The 14,437-nt window shown below is 20.0% G+C and carries 16 protein-coding genes and 1 tRNA gene; 5 read left to right on the top strand and 12 right to left on the bottom strand.

The genetic code is table 11. The features are described 5' to 3' along the window. Window positions 1-2: 2 nt before the first annotated feature. Window positions 3-1,661: a glutamine--tRNA ligase gene (gene glnS, locus H0H33_RS02115; RefSeq protein ID WP_185878167.1), complete on the bottom strand. Its 1,659-nt coding sequence runs from the start codon at window positions 1,659-1,661 to the stop codon at window positions 3-5. Between the two features lie 87 nt (window positions 1,662-1,748). On the opposite strand from glnS, the gene H0H33_RS02110 reads away from it, so the two are divergent. After that, window positions 1,749-3,008, top strand: a complete 1,260-nt coding sequence (locus tag H0H33_RS02110; RefSeq protein WP_185877771.1) for a bifunctional folylpolyglutamate synthase/dihydrofolate synthase — start codon at window positions 1,749-1,751, stop codon at window positions 3,006-3,008. A gap of 42 nt (window positions 3,009-3,050) precedes the next feature. Beyond that, window positions 3,051-3,126: transfer RNA gene (locus H0H33_RS02105), tRNA-Val, on the top strand. Here the strand turns inward: H0H33_RS02105 and miaA are convergent. From miaA to H0H33_RS02075, 6 genes are all read right to left on the bottom strand, one after another. Continuing rightward, window positions 3,108-4,043 (bottom strand): tRNA (adenosine(37)-N6)-dimethylallyltransferase MiaA, encoded by a 936-nt coding sequence (miaA, locus tag H0H33_RS02100; protein WP_238785589.1) that lies wholly within the window; start codon window positions 4,041-4,043, stop codon window positions 3,108-3,110. The two genes, H0H33_RS02105 and miaA, sit on opposite strands and share 19 nt — an antisense overlap. 10 nt (window positions 4,044-4,053) lie before the next feature. Continuing rightward, a complete protein-coding gene (aroC, locus tag H0H33_RS02095) occupies window positions 4,054-5,133 on the bottom strand; it encodes a chorismate synthase (RefSeq protein ID WP_185877770.1) in 1,080 nt (359 codons plus the stop codon). Between the two features lie 69 nt (window positions 5,134-5,202). Next, on the bottom strand, window positions 5,203-6,444 hold the full coding sequence (locus H0H33_RS02090) for an MATE family efflux transporter (RefSeq protein ID WP_238785588.1): 1,242 nt from the start codon (window positions 6,442-6,444) through the stop codon (window positions 5,203-5,205). Window positions 6,445-6,599: 155 nt separating this feature from the next. Next, on the bottom strand, window positions 6,600-7,703 hold the full coding sequence (gene gcvT, locus H0H33_RS02085; protein ID WP_317167107.1) for a glycine cleavage system aminomethyltransferase GcvT: 1,104 nt from the start codon (window positions 7,701-7,703) through the stop codon (window positions 6,600-6,602). Next, window positions 7,690-8,094, bottom strand: coding sequence for a 6-pyruvoyl trahydropterin synthase family protein (locus H0H33_RS02080; protein WP_185877769.1), 405 nt, complete (start codon window positions 8,092-8,094; stop codon window positions 7,690-7,692). The genes gcvT and H0H33_RS02080 overlap by 14 nt, the downstream gene beginning before the upstream one ends. Continuing rightward, entirely contained in the window at window positions 8,091-8,624 is a 534-nt protein-coding gene (locus H0H33_RS02075; protein ID WP_185877768.1) for an isopentenyl-diphosphate Delta-isomerase, read from the bottom strand. The genes H0H33_RS02080 and H0H33_RS02075 overlap by 4 nt, the downstream gene beginning before the upstream one ends. Before the next feature lie 89 nt (window positions 8,625-8,713). Here H0H33_RS02075 and H0H33_RS02070 point away from each other — a divergent pair, with 89 nt between their 5' ends. Both H0H33_RS02070 and H0H33_RS02065 read left to right on the top strand, forming a co-directional pair. After that, a complete protein-coding gene (locus H0H33_RS02070) occupies window positions 8,714-9,154 on the top strand; it encodes a PaaI family thioesterase (RefSeq protein WP_185877767.1) in 441 nt (146 codons plus the stop codon). Between the two features lie 22 nt (window positions 9,155-9,176). Then, window positions 9,177-10,238, top strand: coding sequence for a chorismate-binding protein (locus H0H33_RS02065; RefSeq protein WP_238785587.1), 1,062 nt, complete (start codon window positions 9,177-9,179; stop codon window positions 10,236-10,238). A 16-nt stretch (window positions 10,239-10,254) separates the two neighbouring features. On the opposite strand, the gene H0H33_RS02060 is transcribed toward H0H33_RS02065, so the two are convergent. Next, window positions 10,255-11,553 (bottom strand): NAD(P)/FAD-dependent oxidoreductase, encoded by a 1,299-nt coding sequence (locus tag H0H33_RS02060; protein WP_185877766.1) that lies wholly within the window; start codon window positions 11,551-11,553, stop codon window positions 10,255-10,257. Window positions 11,554-11,686: 133 nt separating this feature from the next. On the opposite strand from H0H33_RS02060, the gene H0H33_RS02055 reads away from it, so the two are divergent. Then, window positions 11,687-12,391, top strand: a complete 705-nt coding sequence (locus H0H33_RS02055; protein ID WP_185877765.1) for a zinc metallopeptidase — start codon at window positions 11,687-11,689, stop codon at window positions 12,389-12,391. Between the two features lie 3 nt (window positions 12,392-12,394). Here H0H33_RS02055 and H0H33_RS02050 read toward each other — a convergent pair whose 3' ends face one another. The 4 genes from H0H33_RS02050 to nusB all read right to left on the bottom strand — a co-directional run bounded on the left by H0H33_RS02050 (window position 12,395) and on the right by nusB (window position 14,380). After that, window positions 12,395-12,529, bottom strand: coding sequence for a 30S ribosomal protein THX (locus H0H33_RS02050; protein ID WP_185877764.1), 135 nt, complete (start codon window positions 12,527-12,529; stop codon window positions 12,395-12,397). A gap of 1 nt (window position 12,530) precedes the next feature. Then, entirely contained in the window at window positions 12,531-13,145 is a 615-nt protein-coding gene (gene coaE, locus H0H33_RS02045; protein ID WP_185877763.1) for a dephospho-CoA kinase, read from the bottom strand. Further along, window positions 13,142-13,366: a preprotein translocase subunit YajC gene (yajC, locus tag H0H33_RS02040; protein ID WP_317167106.1), complete on the bottom strand. Its 225-nt coding sequence runs from the start codon at window positions 13,364-13,366 to the stop codon at window positions 13,142-13,144. Before yajC ends, coaE begins: the two co-directional genes overlap by 4 nt. 114 nt (window positions 13,367-13,480) lie before the next feature. Next, on the bottom strand, window positions 13,481-14,380 hold the full coding sequence (gene nusB, locus H0H33_RS02035) for a transcription antitermination factor NusB (protein ID WP_185877761.1): 900 nt from the start codon (window positions 14,378-14,380) through the stop codon (window positions 13,481-13,483). Between the last annotated feature and the right edge of the window lie 57 nt (window positions 14,381-14,437).

Genomic DNA, 14,437 nt, shown 5'->3' with positions numbered 1-14,437 from the left:
TGTTATTTTTTTTTTAATGAAACTGTTTTGTTAAAGGTTATTAAATTATTAGTCTTTTCTACATAAAAATATCCATTCCTTTGAAATTGTATATGACTACCTATTTTAGCTATATTTTTTAAATGAGGTTCAGCATATCCTATTATCTTTTTTAAAGATTCTAAATTTATATTTTTGTATATAATATTATTTATATGATCTGGATTCTTTTTTAAAAAAAGTGTATTATATAAATTTATTTTTATAAGAAATGCATGTGATATAGAAACCCAATGTAAAGTACTTTTTATTCTTTTATTACGTTTTTTATTATTTTTTGATTTTGTTGATTTGCTAAATGGATCATAAGTACAATATATTTCTTTTATGATTCCTTTATTATTTCTTTTTACTGAATGTGCTTTTATAATATAAGCATTTTTTAATCTTACTTCATTTCCTATATAAAGTCGGAAAAATTCATCTCTTTTTTTTTCTAAAAAATCATCAAATTCTATATATAAATTTTTAGAAAAAGGGATTTTTCTAAATCCTAAATTAATATTTACAGGATTGTTTTCTGCATTTATCCATTCTACATAATTATCAGGATAATTAGTAATTATAATTTTTAATGGATTCATTATGACCATAATCCTAGGTGTTATTTTATTTAAATGATTTCTAATAAAGAATTCTAATAAAGATTTATCAATAATATTATTTCTTTTTGAAATTCCTACTTTTTCAATAAAATTTTTTATAGATATAGAAGTATACCCTCTCTTACGTAAACCAGATATTGTTGATAATCTAGGATCATCCCAAGATTTAATAATCTTATTATTAATTAAATATTGTATTTTTCTTTTACTAGTTATAGTATGACTTAAATTAAGTCTTGAAAATTCTATTTGTTTTGGTTTAATATTTTTATTATTATATATTTTTTTTATAAACCAATTGTATAACGGACGTTTATTTTCAAATTCTAATGAACATAGGGAATGAGATATTTGTTCAATATAATCACATTGACCATGAGCCCAATCGTAAGTAGGATAAATACACCAATCATATCCAGTTTTATAATGTTTTTTTTTTATAATTCTATACATTATAGGATCTCTCATATTTATATTCGAGGAACTCATATCAATTTTAGCTCTTAATACACAAAATCCTTCTTCAAAAAAACCATTTTTCATTTTTTCAAACAAGAATAAATTTTCTTCAGAAGATCTATTTCTATTATTACTATTAATTCCTGACTCAAAATAATTTTTTCTTTGAAATTTTATTATATTTTTTGGTTGATCATCTATATATGCATAATTATTTTTTATTAAAATTTTAGCCCAATTATAAAGATTATTAAAATAATCTGAAGCATAACTTTCTAGATCCCATTTAAATCCTAAAAATAAAATATCATCTTTAATAGACTCTATAAATTTTTTACTTTCTTTATTAGGATTAGTATCGTCAAATCTTAAATTAACAGGAGAATTATATTTAATTCCTAATTTAAAATTTAGATAAATAGCTTTTACATGTCCAATATGTAATACTCCATTTGGTTCAGGTGGAAATCTAAATTTTATTTTACATTTAGGAAAACCTTTTTTTATATCTTCTTCTATTATTTTTTCTATAAAATGTAAATAAGATTTTATTTTTATTTAAAATATTAGTTTTCTAGACTAAATTTAGTTAATTTTTTTTAAAAAAAAATATATTTTTGTTATAACAATTTTTAAAGTTTACAATTGAATTATTTAGAAACTATTGATTGGATATTACAAAAAATACCATCTTATCAAAAAATTGGTTTAAATAATTTATCATATAAACCTGGATTAGAAAGAATTATTAACTTATGTAGATATCTTGGAAATCCTCAAAAATCATTTGATAGTATTCATGTTGGGGGAACAAATGGTAAAGGATCTACTACTAATATGTTATATTCTATTCTTATAGAAGAAGGATATAAAGTAGGTTCATTTACATCTCCTCATTTAATGGATTTTAGAGAAAGAATTTCTTGTAATGGAAATTATATAGACAAAAGTTTTGTTGTAGATTTTATTAAACAAAATAAATCTTTTTTGGAAAAAGAATCTATTTCATTTTTTGAAATGAATACAGCAATGGCATTTCAATATTTTAGAGAAAAAAAAATTGATATAGCTGTTATTGAAGTTGGAATGGGAGGTAGATTAGATTCAACTAATATTATAAATCCAATTATTTCTATTATTACTAATATTAGCATAGATCATTCAGAATCTTTAGGCGATAATGAATTGAAAATAGCTTTTGAAAAAGCTGGAATTATAAAAAAAACTGTTCCTGTAGTAATAGGAGAAGATATTTCTGATATTGTTAAAAAATTTTTTTTTAAATTTTCTTTAAAAAATAATTCTCCTATTTATTTTTTTTTAAAAAAAAATTTTAAGTCAATAAAAATAAATAATAATTTTTTTGATAAAATTATTTATCAAAATATTAATAAAAATTTGGTATTATATACTATAGATATTTTAAATAAAAAAAATTTTTTAATATCTAATAATTCTATTAACAAGGGATTAATTAATATTAAAAAAAATACAAATTTTAAAGGACGTTGGAGTATAATAAAAAAAAAATATCCTAAAATCATTTGTGATATAGCTCATAATAAAAATGGAATAAAAATGGTTAATCTTCAATTGAAAAAGGAATCATATGAAAATTTACATTTAGTATTAGGATTTGTAAAAGATAAAAAGGTTAGTTCATTTATTAAATTTTTTCCTCATGATTCATATTATTATTTTTGTCAACCTTCTATAGAAAGAAAATATGATATAAATAAACTAAAGATTTTAATAAAAAAAATTTTTATAAAGAATGAAAAATTTAATTTTTTTTATTCTGTTAAGTCAGCATTTTTTTCTGCTAAAAAATTATCTAAAAAAAATGATTTAATATTGATATGCGGCAGTACATTTATTGTATATGAAATTTTTAAATTATTATAATTTTTTTTATTTAAATTTGACTGTATTTTGCATTTTGCAGTAGGGCAATTAGCTCAGTTTGGTTTAGAGCATCTGTTTTACAAGCAGGAGGTCACTGGTTCAAATCCAGTATTGCCCATATTTTTTTTCTATAAAATTTAATATATTATATTTTTCATATGGATTATACCATTTAATATTTTTATTTTTTTTATACCAAGTTAATTGTCTTTTTGCGTATTTGTTGGTATTAGACTTAATTTGGTAAATAATCTGATCAAATTTTAATTTATTTTTTTTATCAAAAAAATGGAAAATTTCTTTATAACCTATGGTTTGTAAACTTTTTAAATTTTTATTAAAATAAAGTGAATAAAGTTTTTCAGCTTCATATAATAACCCATTTTTTATCATATTATTAACTCTATTATTAATATTGTAATGAATAATTTCTTTATTTAAATAAAGACCTATTTTTAGAATATGAAAATTTCTTTTTTTATTTTTTTTTTTAAAAAAAAATGATGGAGATTTTCCAGTAGATTTTATTATTTCTATATACCTAATTAAACGTATTGGGTTATTCAAATCTATATTGTTACATATATTTTTTTCATATAATATTTTTAATTCTTTTTGTAAGAATTTTATCCCATTTTTTTTAAAATTAAATATTAATTCATTTCTTATGTTCATATCTATTTTAGGGATAAAAGATAAACCTTCTAATGCTGCTTTTTCATATAACCCTGACCCCCCTACCATAATTAATATATTGTATTTTTTAAATAAAATTTTAATTTTATTTAAAAAATCTATTTCAAATAATCTTGCATTGTAATCTTGATAAACATTTTTATTTCCAATAAAATGATGAGGTATTGATTTTAATTCTTTTATAGTAGGAGGACATGTACCTATTTTCAATTCTTTATAAAACTGTCTTGAATCATTAGACAAAATTTCTGTTTTTAAATTTTTAGCTAAAAATAAAGATAAATCCGTTTTTCCAACACAGGTCGGACCTACTATAGATATTAATAATTTTTTATTCAATCTATATTTTTTATTTATTATTATATTTAGATAGTTTTTTATACATCCAATAATTTACAATAACTAAAGCAGTCATTGATTCAACAATAGGTACTGCTCTAGGTAAAACACATGGATCATGTCTTCCTACTCCTTTTAAATAAACAAAATTTCCTGATTTATCGATAGTTTTTTGTTTTTTCATAATGGTAGCTACAGGTTTAAACGCTATTTTGAAATAAATATCCATTCCATTTGAAATTCCACCTTGTATACCTCCAGAAAAATTTGTTTTAGTTTTTTTTTCTGATATGAATAAATCGTTATGTTCAGAACCAGTTAATTTAGTTCCATTGAAACCACTTCCATATTCAAAACCTTTTACTGCATTAATAGATAACATGGCTTTTCCTAATTCTGCATGTAATTTATTAAAAACTGGTTCTCCAATTCCTGATGGAATATTTTTAATAATACAAGTAATAGTTCCTCCTATTGTATCTCCATTATTTTTAATACTTTTAATTTTTTCAATCATTTTTTTTGATGTATATGGATCAGGACATCTTACAGCACTTTTTTCTATTGATTCTATTGATAAATCTAATTTTTGATAAGGTATATTTACTGATATATCTCCTACACTAGAAACATAAGATATTATCTTAATATTTTTTATTATTTGCTTAGCTATAGATCCTGCAACTACTCTACAAACTGTTTCTCTAGCTGATGATCTACCCCCCCCCCTATAATCTCTTATTCCATATTTTTCTTCATAAGAAAAATCCGAATGAGATGGTCTATAAATATTTTTAATATGATGATAATCTTTCGGTTTATAATCATTATTATATATAATGAACCCAATAGGTGTACCAGTAGTTTTACCATTAAAAATTCCAGATAAAAAATTTACTTTATCTAATTCATTTCTTGATGTAACAATAGAAGATTGACCTGGTCTTCTACGATTTAATTCAATTTGAATTTTTTTTAAATCAATTTTTAATCCAGAAGGACATCCATCAATAATACCACCCAATGCTTTACCATGACTTTCTCCGAAAGTACTAACTCTAAAAAGAGATCCAAATATGTTTCCTGCCATAAATATTATATTTTTATTTTTTTTAAAAAAAATTATTAAAATTAATTATAATTATAATTTTTATTGTATTTATTTTTCTAATAAAATAAGTTTCTTAATAATAATTTTATATCTGATAAAAAGTAACACGGATGATATAGTTAATCCGATTCCTAATCCTATCCAAATTCCATGTCCTCCAATTTTTTTTGATAAATACCAAGATATTGGTATTCCAATAATCCAATAAGAAAAAAAGATAATACACATAGGAATTTTTACATCTTGTAATCCTCTTAAAATTCCAGAAATTATTCCTTGTAATCCATCAAATAATTGAAAAATACTAGCAACTATAATCATTTTTTTTATAATAAGAATCATTTCATAATCGTTTTTTTTTATATATATATAAGGAATATAATTTTTAAAAAAAAACAATAAAAAACTACATATTAACATAAATATAGATCCCATAATAATAATAGAAGTTCCTATTTCTTTTATTTTAAAATAATTTTTTAAAGCAAATTGATTTCCAATTCTAATTGTTGCTATTAATGAAAATCCCGTAATAATAATAAATGTAGATGATACTAAATTAATAACTATTTGATGAGCTGCCAGTACTTTTAATCCACACTTTCCTGATATGAAAGATGAAATAGCAAAAGCTCCCACTTCAAATAACATATGTAATCCAGATGGAATTCCTATTTTTAATATTTGTTTAATATATTTTTTTTGAAAGTAAAAATACTTTATATGAATAAAATATTTTCTAATTTTTTTATACTTTAAAAGTATAGGAATTATAAAAATCAACATTGATAATCTTGATATTAATGTAGCATAGGCTACACCTATTATTCCTAGTTTAGGAAATCCTAATAATCCATTTATCAATGAATAATTTAATATTATATTCATAATGGTTGAAATCCAAGTAACTATTAAACTTGGATATACTAATGATAATCCCTCTGAAAATTTTCTAAATACTTCAAAAATCATCCATGGAATAAAAGAAATAGATAAAATTTTCAAAAAAGAAATAGTTTCTTTTTTAATTTCTTCAGGTTGATTTAAATATGGAAATATAAAAAAAAATATATAAGTTAAACCATACATAATAATTGATAATACGAAATTTAAAATTATACTATGAATAAGTATCATAGATCCTTTTCTATAATTATTTTTTGCGTCAACAGATGATATTAAAGAAGATATCGATGTAGATATACCTAAGCCAAAAATTATTAATATAAAGAAAACTGCATTAGCTAAAGAAACAGATGCTATTGCTTTTTTTCCAAGATTACTTACCATAATATTATCAAATAATCCTATACACAAAATTCCCAGCTGTGTAAAAACTACAGGAAAAATTAGTAAAAAGTTTTCTTTAAAATGTTTTAAATATATTTTTATAATAAAAAAAAATTATAAATAATGAAATAAAATTAATTGAGGATATATTGAATTTATTTAATTTTAATAAAAGGTAATTTTTTTTCTACTATGGGTATTTTTTTATTTCTTATTAAAACAAATATAGGAAAAGTATTATGATAATATTCATATAAGTATCCAAGTCCTATACATTTTTTTATAATTGGAGAATAACAACCCGATGTAACAACTCCAATTTTACTTCCATTATTATTAATAATATCATATCCATTTCTTGGAATTAAAATTTTTATATCATCAACATAAAATGATATAAATTTTTTATGTACCCCACATTTTTTCTGTTTAATTAAAAAATTCTTAGATATAAAATTTTTTTTAAAATCAATAATCCAAGATAATCCAGATTCTATTGGAGTAATATTTTCTGAAATATCTTGACCATATAAACGGTATCCCATTTCTAATCTTAGTGAATCTCTACTGGAAATTCCACATGGGATTATGTTACCATTTCCAATATTTAATATATTACTCCATATATATTTTGCATATTTATTAGATACATATATTTCTATACCTATAGATCCAGTATACCCTGTATGAGATATAAGAACATTTTTTATTCCACATATATTTCCTATTTTAAAATGATAAAATGGAAGATCATTTAATGATATTGATGTTAATTTTTGTATGTAAAAAAAGGATTTTGGACCTTGTACTGCTATTAAAGAATATTCTTGTGATAGATCAATTAATTCTAATTCATATTTTTTATTGCTTATTATCCATTTTTTATTTTTTTCAATATTTATTGAATTTACTATTAATAAATATTCATTGTTATTTAAATAATAAATAATTAAATCATCTATAATTCCTCCATTTTCATTAGTAAAACATGTATATTGCGCCTGACCTATTTTTATTTTTGATATATCATTAGTTGTTAAATATTGTAAAACTTTATTAGCATTTTTTCCTTTTATTATAAATTTCCCCATGTGACTAACATCAAAAATTCCAGAATAATTTCTTACATGTATATGTTCTTCTAAGGAAGATTTATATTGAAGTGGCATATAAAATCCTGAAAAATTTACAATTTTTGCATTCAATTTAATATGAAAATCGTATAATATTGTTTTTTTTAAATTATTAATTTCCATCATATTCAACAAAATTATTTTCTGTTTCGTATAAAACAATTTTTAATTCAAATTTTGAACATATTTTATTTCTTATTTTTTTCCATATAAAAACGACAATATTTTCTAAAGTAGGATTAATAGTTCTAAATTCTTTTAATTCTAAGTTTATGTTTTTGTGATCAAAACAATCTTTTATCTCTTGATTAAGAATATTTTTCAATTTATTTAAATTAATAACAAATCCAGTAATAGGATTAATTTCTCCTTTTATACTTACTATATATTTATAATTATGACCATGATTATTATAACATTTACCAAAAGTTTCAATATTTTTTTTTTCATCCCAAAAATGATTATAAAGTTTATGAGATGCACTAAAATAACCTTTCTTACTTACAATTATTTTCATTTAATTAATTTATTAATATAATTTTTTATTATAATTTTTAACCATATTGTATATAAATGTGGAAAATTATAAATATCTGTTATTAAATTTTCTAATGATATCCATTTCCAATTTGCTACTTCTTTAAAATTTAAAATAGGATGTTTTTTATATTTTCCTATAAATACATGATCTAATTCGTTTTCAATTAATCCGTTATTTAAAATTTCATTATAAATGAAACAAAATTTATATTGGAGATGACAATCAAAGCCCATTTCATTTTTTAGACAACGATGTGCAGCATGTGATATAGATTCATTTTTTACTGGATGACTACAGGATGTATTAGTCCATAATAAAGAAGAGTGATATTTTTTAGAAGACCTTTTTTGTAACATCAAATTAATTTTATCATTTGTATCAAAAATAAATACAGAAACTGCAATATGTAATAAACCTTTTTTATGTATTATGTTTTTTTTATCAAAACCAATAATTTTATTATTTTTTATAATTGGAATAGAGTCATTATCAATTTTCTTATTCATATTTTTATAATTGGAATAGAGTCATTATCAATTTTTCTTATTCATATTTTTATAATTGGAATAGAGTCATTATCAATTTTCTAAAAAAAATGAAAAAAAAAACTAATAGTTTTTTAAATGAATTAAATAAGTTAAAAAAGAATAATTTTTTATGTATTATAAATATTCGATTTATTTTTATTTCTGAAAATAAAAAATTATTGATAGCAAAAATTCCCATAAATAAAAAAATATTGAATCCTTTTGGTTATCTCCATGGAGGGGTTACTAATTCTTTATCAGAAACTGTAGGTTGTTCTTTATCTTTTATAAACATAAAAAGTGAAAAAAATTACAAAAAATTTAATATTTTCAATATAGAAATATCTACTAATCATGTTCATCATATTAAAAATGGTATTTTATTTGCAAAAGCTGAAATCCTTCATAAAGGAAAAACAATACACCTTGTAAAGGTAAAAGTTTTTAATGAAAAAAAAATTCTTATCAGTTTTTGTAAAATGACTAATTTAGTTTTATATAAAAATTGAAATTACTAATAATAAATTAATTATGATTGAAAAAAAAATAAGCTTATTTCTATTATACAAAAAAATTATAAATGATTACCATAAAAATAAAAATTTTATTATTTTCAAAAGACCTAATGAAGATAAAATATTTTTTTATTCTGATAGTAAAAAAATAAATAAAAATTATTTTATAATTAAGGATTTTTCTCAAAAAAAAACTATAAAAATAGTTCCTAATAACATTTATTATGTAAATATTTACAATAAGTATTTAAATAATGATAATTATTCATTTTTTTCCACTAAAAATTTTACAAAAAAAAACTTTTCTTATCACTACAAAAATTTAATTAAAAAATCTATTTATTTTATAAATAAAAAATTTTTAAAAAAAATAGTTATATCAAAAAATTTAAAAATTTCATTAGGAAAAATTGATTTAATTAAAACATTTAAAAATTTAATTTTTTCTCACCCTAATAATTTAATTAGCTTATGGTATAATATTCATCAGGGATTTTGGATTGGATCTACTCCTGAATTATTAATGAAGTATAAAAATAAGATATTACAAACAGTAGCTTTAGCAGGTACTCATTGGAAAAATGATAAATATAAATGGACAAATAAAGAAATAAATGAACATAAAATTGTAATTAATTATATTAATAATTCATTAAAAGATTATGATACTAATTTTTTTTTAGATAAAACTAAAACAATATCCATTGATAGTTTGTTTCATTTAAAAACTAATATATTAATTCATTTTAAAAAACAAATTTCTTATAAAAAAATATTAAAAAATTTATACCCTAATCCTTCTATATGTGGATTTCCAATAATAAATGCTATGAATTTTATTATTGAAAATGAAAATTATGAAAGATGTTTTTATACGGGATATATGGGGATTGTAAACGATAACGATGTTGAATTATACCTTAATCTAAGGTGTGCAAAAATTTCTTATAAAAAAAAACAAATTACATTATATGCTGGAAGTGGAATAATTGAAAATAGTAATATATATCGTGAATATTTAGAAACGGATAAAAAAATGAAAAATATACTATCTAATTTTGTTATTAACAATGTTTAAAATATTTTTATTTATATTATTTTAATTTTCTAAATTTTTTTCTATAAAAAGGTCTTATAATTAATCTAACACTTTTATTATAATGAAAATATTGAATTATCCAATTTGTTAACGCTATGGCCTTATTTCTAAATCCAACTAAACTAAATAAATGGACAAACATCCATATTATCCATGCTATAAATCCTTTCAATCTAATAAAGGAAAAATCACAGACTGCTTTATTTCTACCAATAGTAGCCATTGATCCAAAATTTTTATATATAAATGGTTTTATTTTATTATTATTATCGAATAATAAATTATTAAAATTATTTACTAAATAATTACCTTGTTGTATAGCAGGGGGGGCAGTCATAGGATGTCCATTAGGATACATTTTATTTAATTTCATACATGAAACGTCTCCAATAGCAAATATATTTTTATATCTTATAGTTCTAAGATAAGAGTTAACTAATAATCGATTTTTTTTTATATCTTCATTTAAAAATCCTTTTATTATCGCACCTTTAACGCCTGCTGCCCATATAACATTAGATGTTTCTATATGCTTATTTTTTTCTATAGATATTATTTCACCATCATAATCTTTTACTAAACAATTTAACCATATAGAGACACCTAAATTTTTTAGATTTTTATATGCTTGTTCAGCTGATTGTTTTGACATACCATCTAATAATCTAGGAGATGCTTGTAATAAATGAATTTTCATGTAATGATGATCTAAATCTGGATAATCATTAGGAATAACATATTTTTTCATTTCAGCTAAAGCTCCAGCTAATTCTACTCCAGTAGGTCCACCTCCAACAATAACAAAAGTCATTAGTCTTTTTTTATCTTTTATTTTTTTTGCTAATAAAGCTGATTCAAAATCTTGTAATATTAAACTTCTTAAATTTAATGCTTCTGGTATCGATTTCATAGGTAATGCATGAAATTTTATATTTTTATTATCGAAATAGTTAGTAATTGATCCGGTAGAAATAACTAAATAATCATAAAATAAATTACCTACATTTGTATAGATCTTTGTTTGTTTAGTATTTATATAATAAACATTAGCCAATCTAAAAAAAAAATTTTTAGTATTTTTTATTATGTTTCTTATTGAATGAGCAATAGAGTCTGGTTCCAAACCTGCGGTAGCAACTTGATATAATAATGGTTGAAAAGTATGATAATTATTTTTGTCTATGAGGATAACCTGGAATTTGTCTCTTCTTAATTTTTTAGCTACTTGTAGTCCAGCAAATCCTGCTCCAATAATAATAACTCTTTTTAAATTTTTTTCTGTTGGAATATTCATAAATCGAAATTTTTCGATAGGTAAATGATTACTAATTTATGTTATATTTTCATTTTTAATAATAAATTAATATTTTTGTTTTTCATAATATTAAGTTATATTTTTTTTTAAAAAAATAATATTATTATACGTTATGAATTTTTATTATTTTGTTACATCAATTATTTATTTAATTAATTATTTAATAAATATTTTTCTTAAAAATAAAATAAGATTTTATTCTAAATTTCATTTGAAATCTAAAATGAGTGGTAGAGAAATAGCAGAAAAAATGTTAATAGATAATGATATTGACGATGTTAAAATTTATCCAATACAAGGAGAATTAGTTGATTATTATAATCCTTCTGATAAAACTATAAATTTGAGTGAAATAGTATTCTATGGTAAAAATGTAGTTTCTGCAGCAATTGCAGCACATGAATGTGGTCATGCATTACAACATAAAATAAAAAATAATTTATTAAAATTTCGTAATAATTTAGCAACTATACTTAATTTTAGTTCTAGGATTAGTAATATTTCTATAATAATTGGATTAATTATTTTTTATAATTCTGAAGGAAGAGAATCTTTTATTTTAAAAATAGGAATAGGATTATTTTTATTAATTGTTTTATTTTCATTAATAACTTTACCAATAGAATTTAATGCTAGTGATATAGCTTTAAATTGGTTAAGGAATAAAAATTTAATAAAAGATGATGAAACTATTTACGTTAAAAAATTATTAAATTTAGCTATCATGACTTATGTTGTATCAGCATTGGGAAATTTAACTCAATTAACATATTTTATGTCTATTTTAAATAGTAATAAAGATAATAATGAGGATTGATCATTATTGATTTATATTATTTTTTTTATTTTGTTGTTGTTTTTTTTTATTCTTTAATTTTTTTGGATTAGGACGGATATTTCCGTATGTTTTATTTTTTATTTTTCCTCTTCTAGTTTTTTTATCTCCTTTTCCCATATTAAATTATTGTTTTTATAATTTTTTTATGTAAAATTATTGAAAATTTTTTTAATTGATATATAGAAGAATTATTTTCAATAATAAAAATTCTATTACCAATATTTTTAATTTTTTTTATATCGTTAATTTTTGTTTGATTATTTAAACGATTTAAAATCTCTATTTTATTTAGTTTATCTCTTTTTATAATTCTTTCTAATATTTTTTCTAAAAAAGAAGTTAAAATAATAATAAAATCGAATTCTTTATAATTTCCATATTCAAATAATATAGCTGATTCTTTAATTATGTATGGACAATTATAATTTTTTCTCCATTTTTCAAAATCTAATTCTACCCATGGATGTACGATGGAACACAATATGTTTAATGCGTTTAAATCATTAAATATTATTTTTGATAAAAAATTTTTATTTATTTTTTTCCCATTGTAAGATTTTGAACCAAAATATTTTATAATATTTTTTCTTATAATACTTGATTTATTCATTAGAATTTTACATTTTTGATCTGATGAATAAATAGGTATTCCATTTTCTTTTTTAAAATAATCAGATAATAAAGTTTTTCCTGTTCCTATATTACCTGTTATTCCTACTAGAATTGATTTCAATTTATTTTATTTTTATTATAATGTAATTGTGTCAATTCTTTTGATATTATATTTTTTTCAATCTTGATTTTTCCTGTAACAATTTCTAAAACAATAAAATCATTTTTTATTTCTAAAATTTTTCCATGAATTCCTGTATTTGTTACTATATAACTTCCTTTTTCTAATTTTTCCTGGAAATTTTTTTCATTTTTTTGTTTTTGTATTTGAGGTCTTATCATAAAGAAATAAAATATTATAAAAATTAATATAAACATGCAAATAGTATTTGCAATAGAGTTTTTTTGGAAAAAAAATAGTATTATAAACATATTTTTAAACAATTAAAATTAATATTAGTATTTCGATATTTTTTTTTCTTTATACAAAAACTTATATATTTGATCTAATATCCCGTTTATAAAAGCTTTACTTTTTTTCATACAAAAAATTTTTGTAATTTCAATATATTCATTCATAGTTGCTCTTGGTGGTATATTTGGAAAATATAAAAATTCACATGTAGCCATTTGCAATATAATTAAGTCTATGACTCCCATTCTTTTTATATCCCAATTATTGGATGTACGGCTTATTAAGTTATTAAATTCTTTTTTATGAATAATTGTATTTCTATATAAATTAATAATAAATTTTTTGTTTTCTATATTGTTATAAATATTATATAATTTAAAATTTGGATTTATAGAATTTTTTATGAATTGTAAAGTTTTACATACCATATTATGAGCTATATAATTATTTTCTATTCCATTAATAAATAAATCTTCTACATATTCTTTTAATTTTAAATTATTTATAATATTATTTTTATAATATTTTATTATAAATTTTTTATCTTCTTCAAAAGAAAATAAATTATTATTTAATTCATTATTATTATTTATATTTTTTAAATCCTTTAATAAAGATAATATAAGATTATTTTCTTTTTTCCATAAATTGTTAGAAGAATTATATATTATCATTAAATATTTATTATCAGATAATATTTTTAAAATAGAGTTATTAACAAATTTTTTTAATAATAAATTATCATTATTTTTTTTCTTTAATAAATCTATAATATTATTTCTAATAACTAATATTAAACATAAAAAAGATGTATATAGATTATGCAAATTTTCAATACTTTTTAACATAATTTTTTCTATTTGATAAAGATCTATTTCAGAAATATGTTGTGCATATAAGAATTGTAAACTTCTTATTCTAAACTCTCTTCTTATGGACATTTTTTTAATAATGTAATTAAATATTAATTATGATGAATAATATGTAATTATAAACTC

Source organism: Blattabacterium cuenoti (assembly GCF_014252415.1).
GTDB classification, from domain to species: Bacteria; Bacteroidota; Bacteroidia; order Flavobacteriales; family Blattabacteriaceae; genus Blattabacterium; species Blattabacterium cuenoti_Y.
Note: the sequence above shows the minus strand (reverse complement) of the source record. Positions and strands in the feature narration are given on the sequence as shown.

Bases quoted from the DNA above. Each gene is read 5' to 3' on its own strand.
- aroC (WP_185877770.1), bottom strand. From the start codon at position 5,133: ATGGCAGGAAACATATTTGGATCTCTTTTTAGAGTTAGTACTTTCGGA.
- H0H33_RS02080 (WP_185877769.1), bottom strand. From the start codon at position 8,094: ATGAAAATAATTGTAAGTAAGAAAGGTTATTTTAGTGCATCTCATAAA.
- H0H33_RS02075 (WP_185877768.1), bottom strand. From the start codon at position 8,624: ATGAATAAGAAAATTGATAATGACTCTATTCCAATTATAAAAAATAAT.
- H0H33_RS02065 (WP_238785587.1), top strand. From the start codon at position 9,177: ATGATTGAAAAAAAAATAAGCTTATTTCTATTATACAAAAAAATTATA.
- H0H33_RS02090 (WP_238785588.1), bottom strand. From the start codon at position 6,444: ATGGTAAGTAATCTTGGAAAAAAAGCAATAGCATCTGTTTCTTTAGCT.
- nusB (WP_185877761.1), bottom strand. From the start codon at position 14,380: ATGTCCATAAGAAGAGAGTTTAGAATAAGAAGTTTACAATTCTTATAT.
- H0H33_RS02070 (WP_185877767.1), top strand. From the start codon at position 8,714: ATGAAAAAAAAAACTAATAGTTTTTTAAATGAATTAAATAAGTTAAAA.
- H0H33_RS02055 (WP_185877765.1), top strand. From the start codon at position 11,687: ATGAATTTTTATTATTTTGTTACATCAATTATTTATTTAATTAATTAT.
- H0H33_RS02060 (WP_185877766.1), bottom strand. From the start codon at position 11,553: ATGAATATTCCAACAGAAAAAAATTTAAAAAGAGTTATTATTATTGGA.
- gcvT (WP_317167107.1), bottom strand. From the start codon at position 7,703: ATGATGGAAATTAATAATTTAAAAAAAACAATATTATACGATTTTCAT.
- H0H33_RS02050 (WP_185877764.1), bottom strand. From the start codon at position 12,529: ATGGGAAAAGGAGATAAAAAAACTAGAAGAGGAAAAATAAAAAATAAA.
- yajC (WP_317167106.1), bottom strand. From the start codon at position 13,366: ATGATAAGACCTCAAATACAAAAACAAAAAAATGAAAAAAATTTCCAG.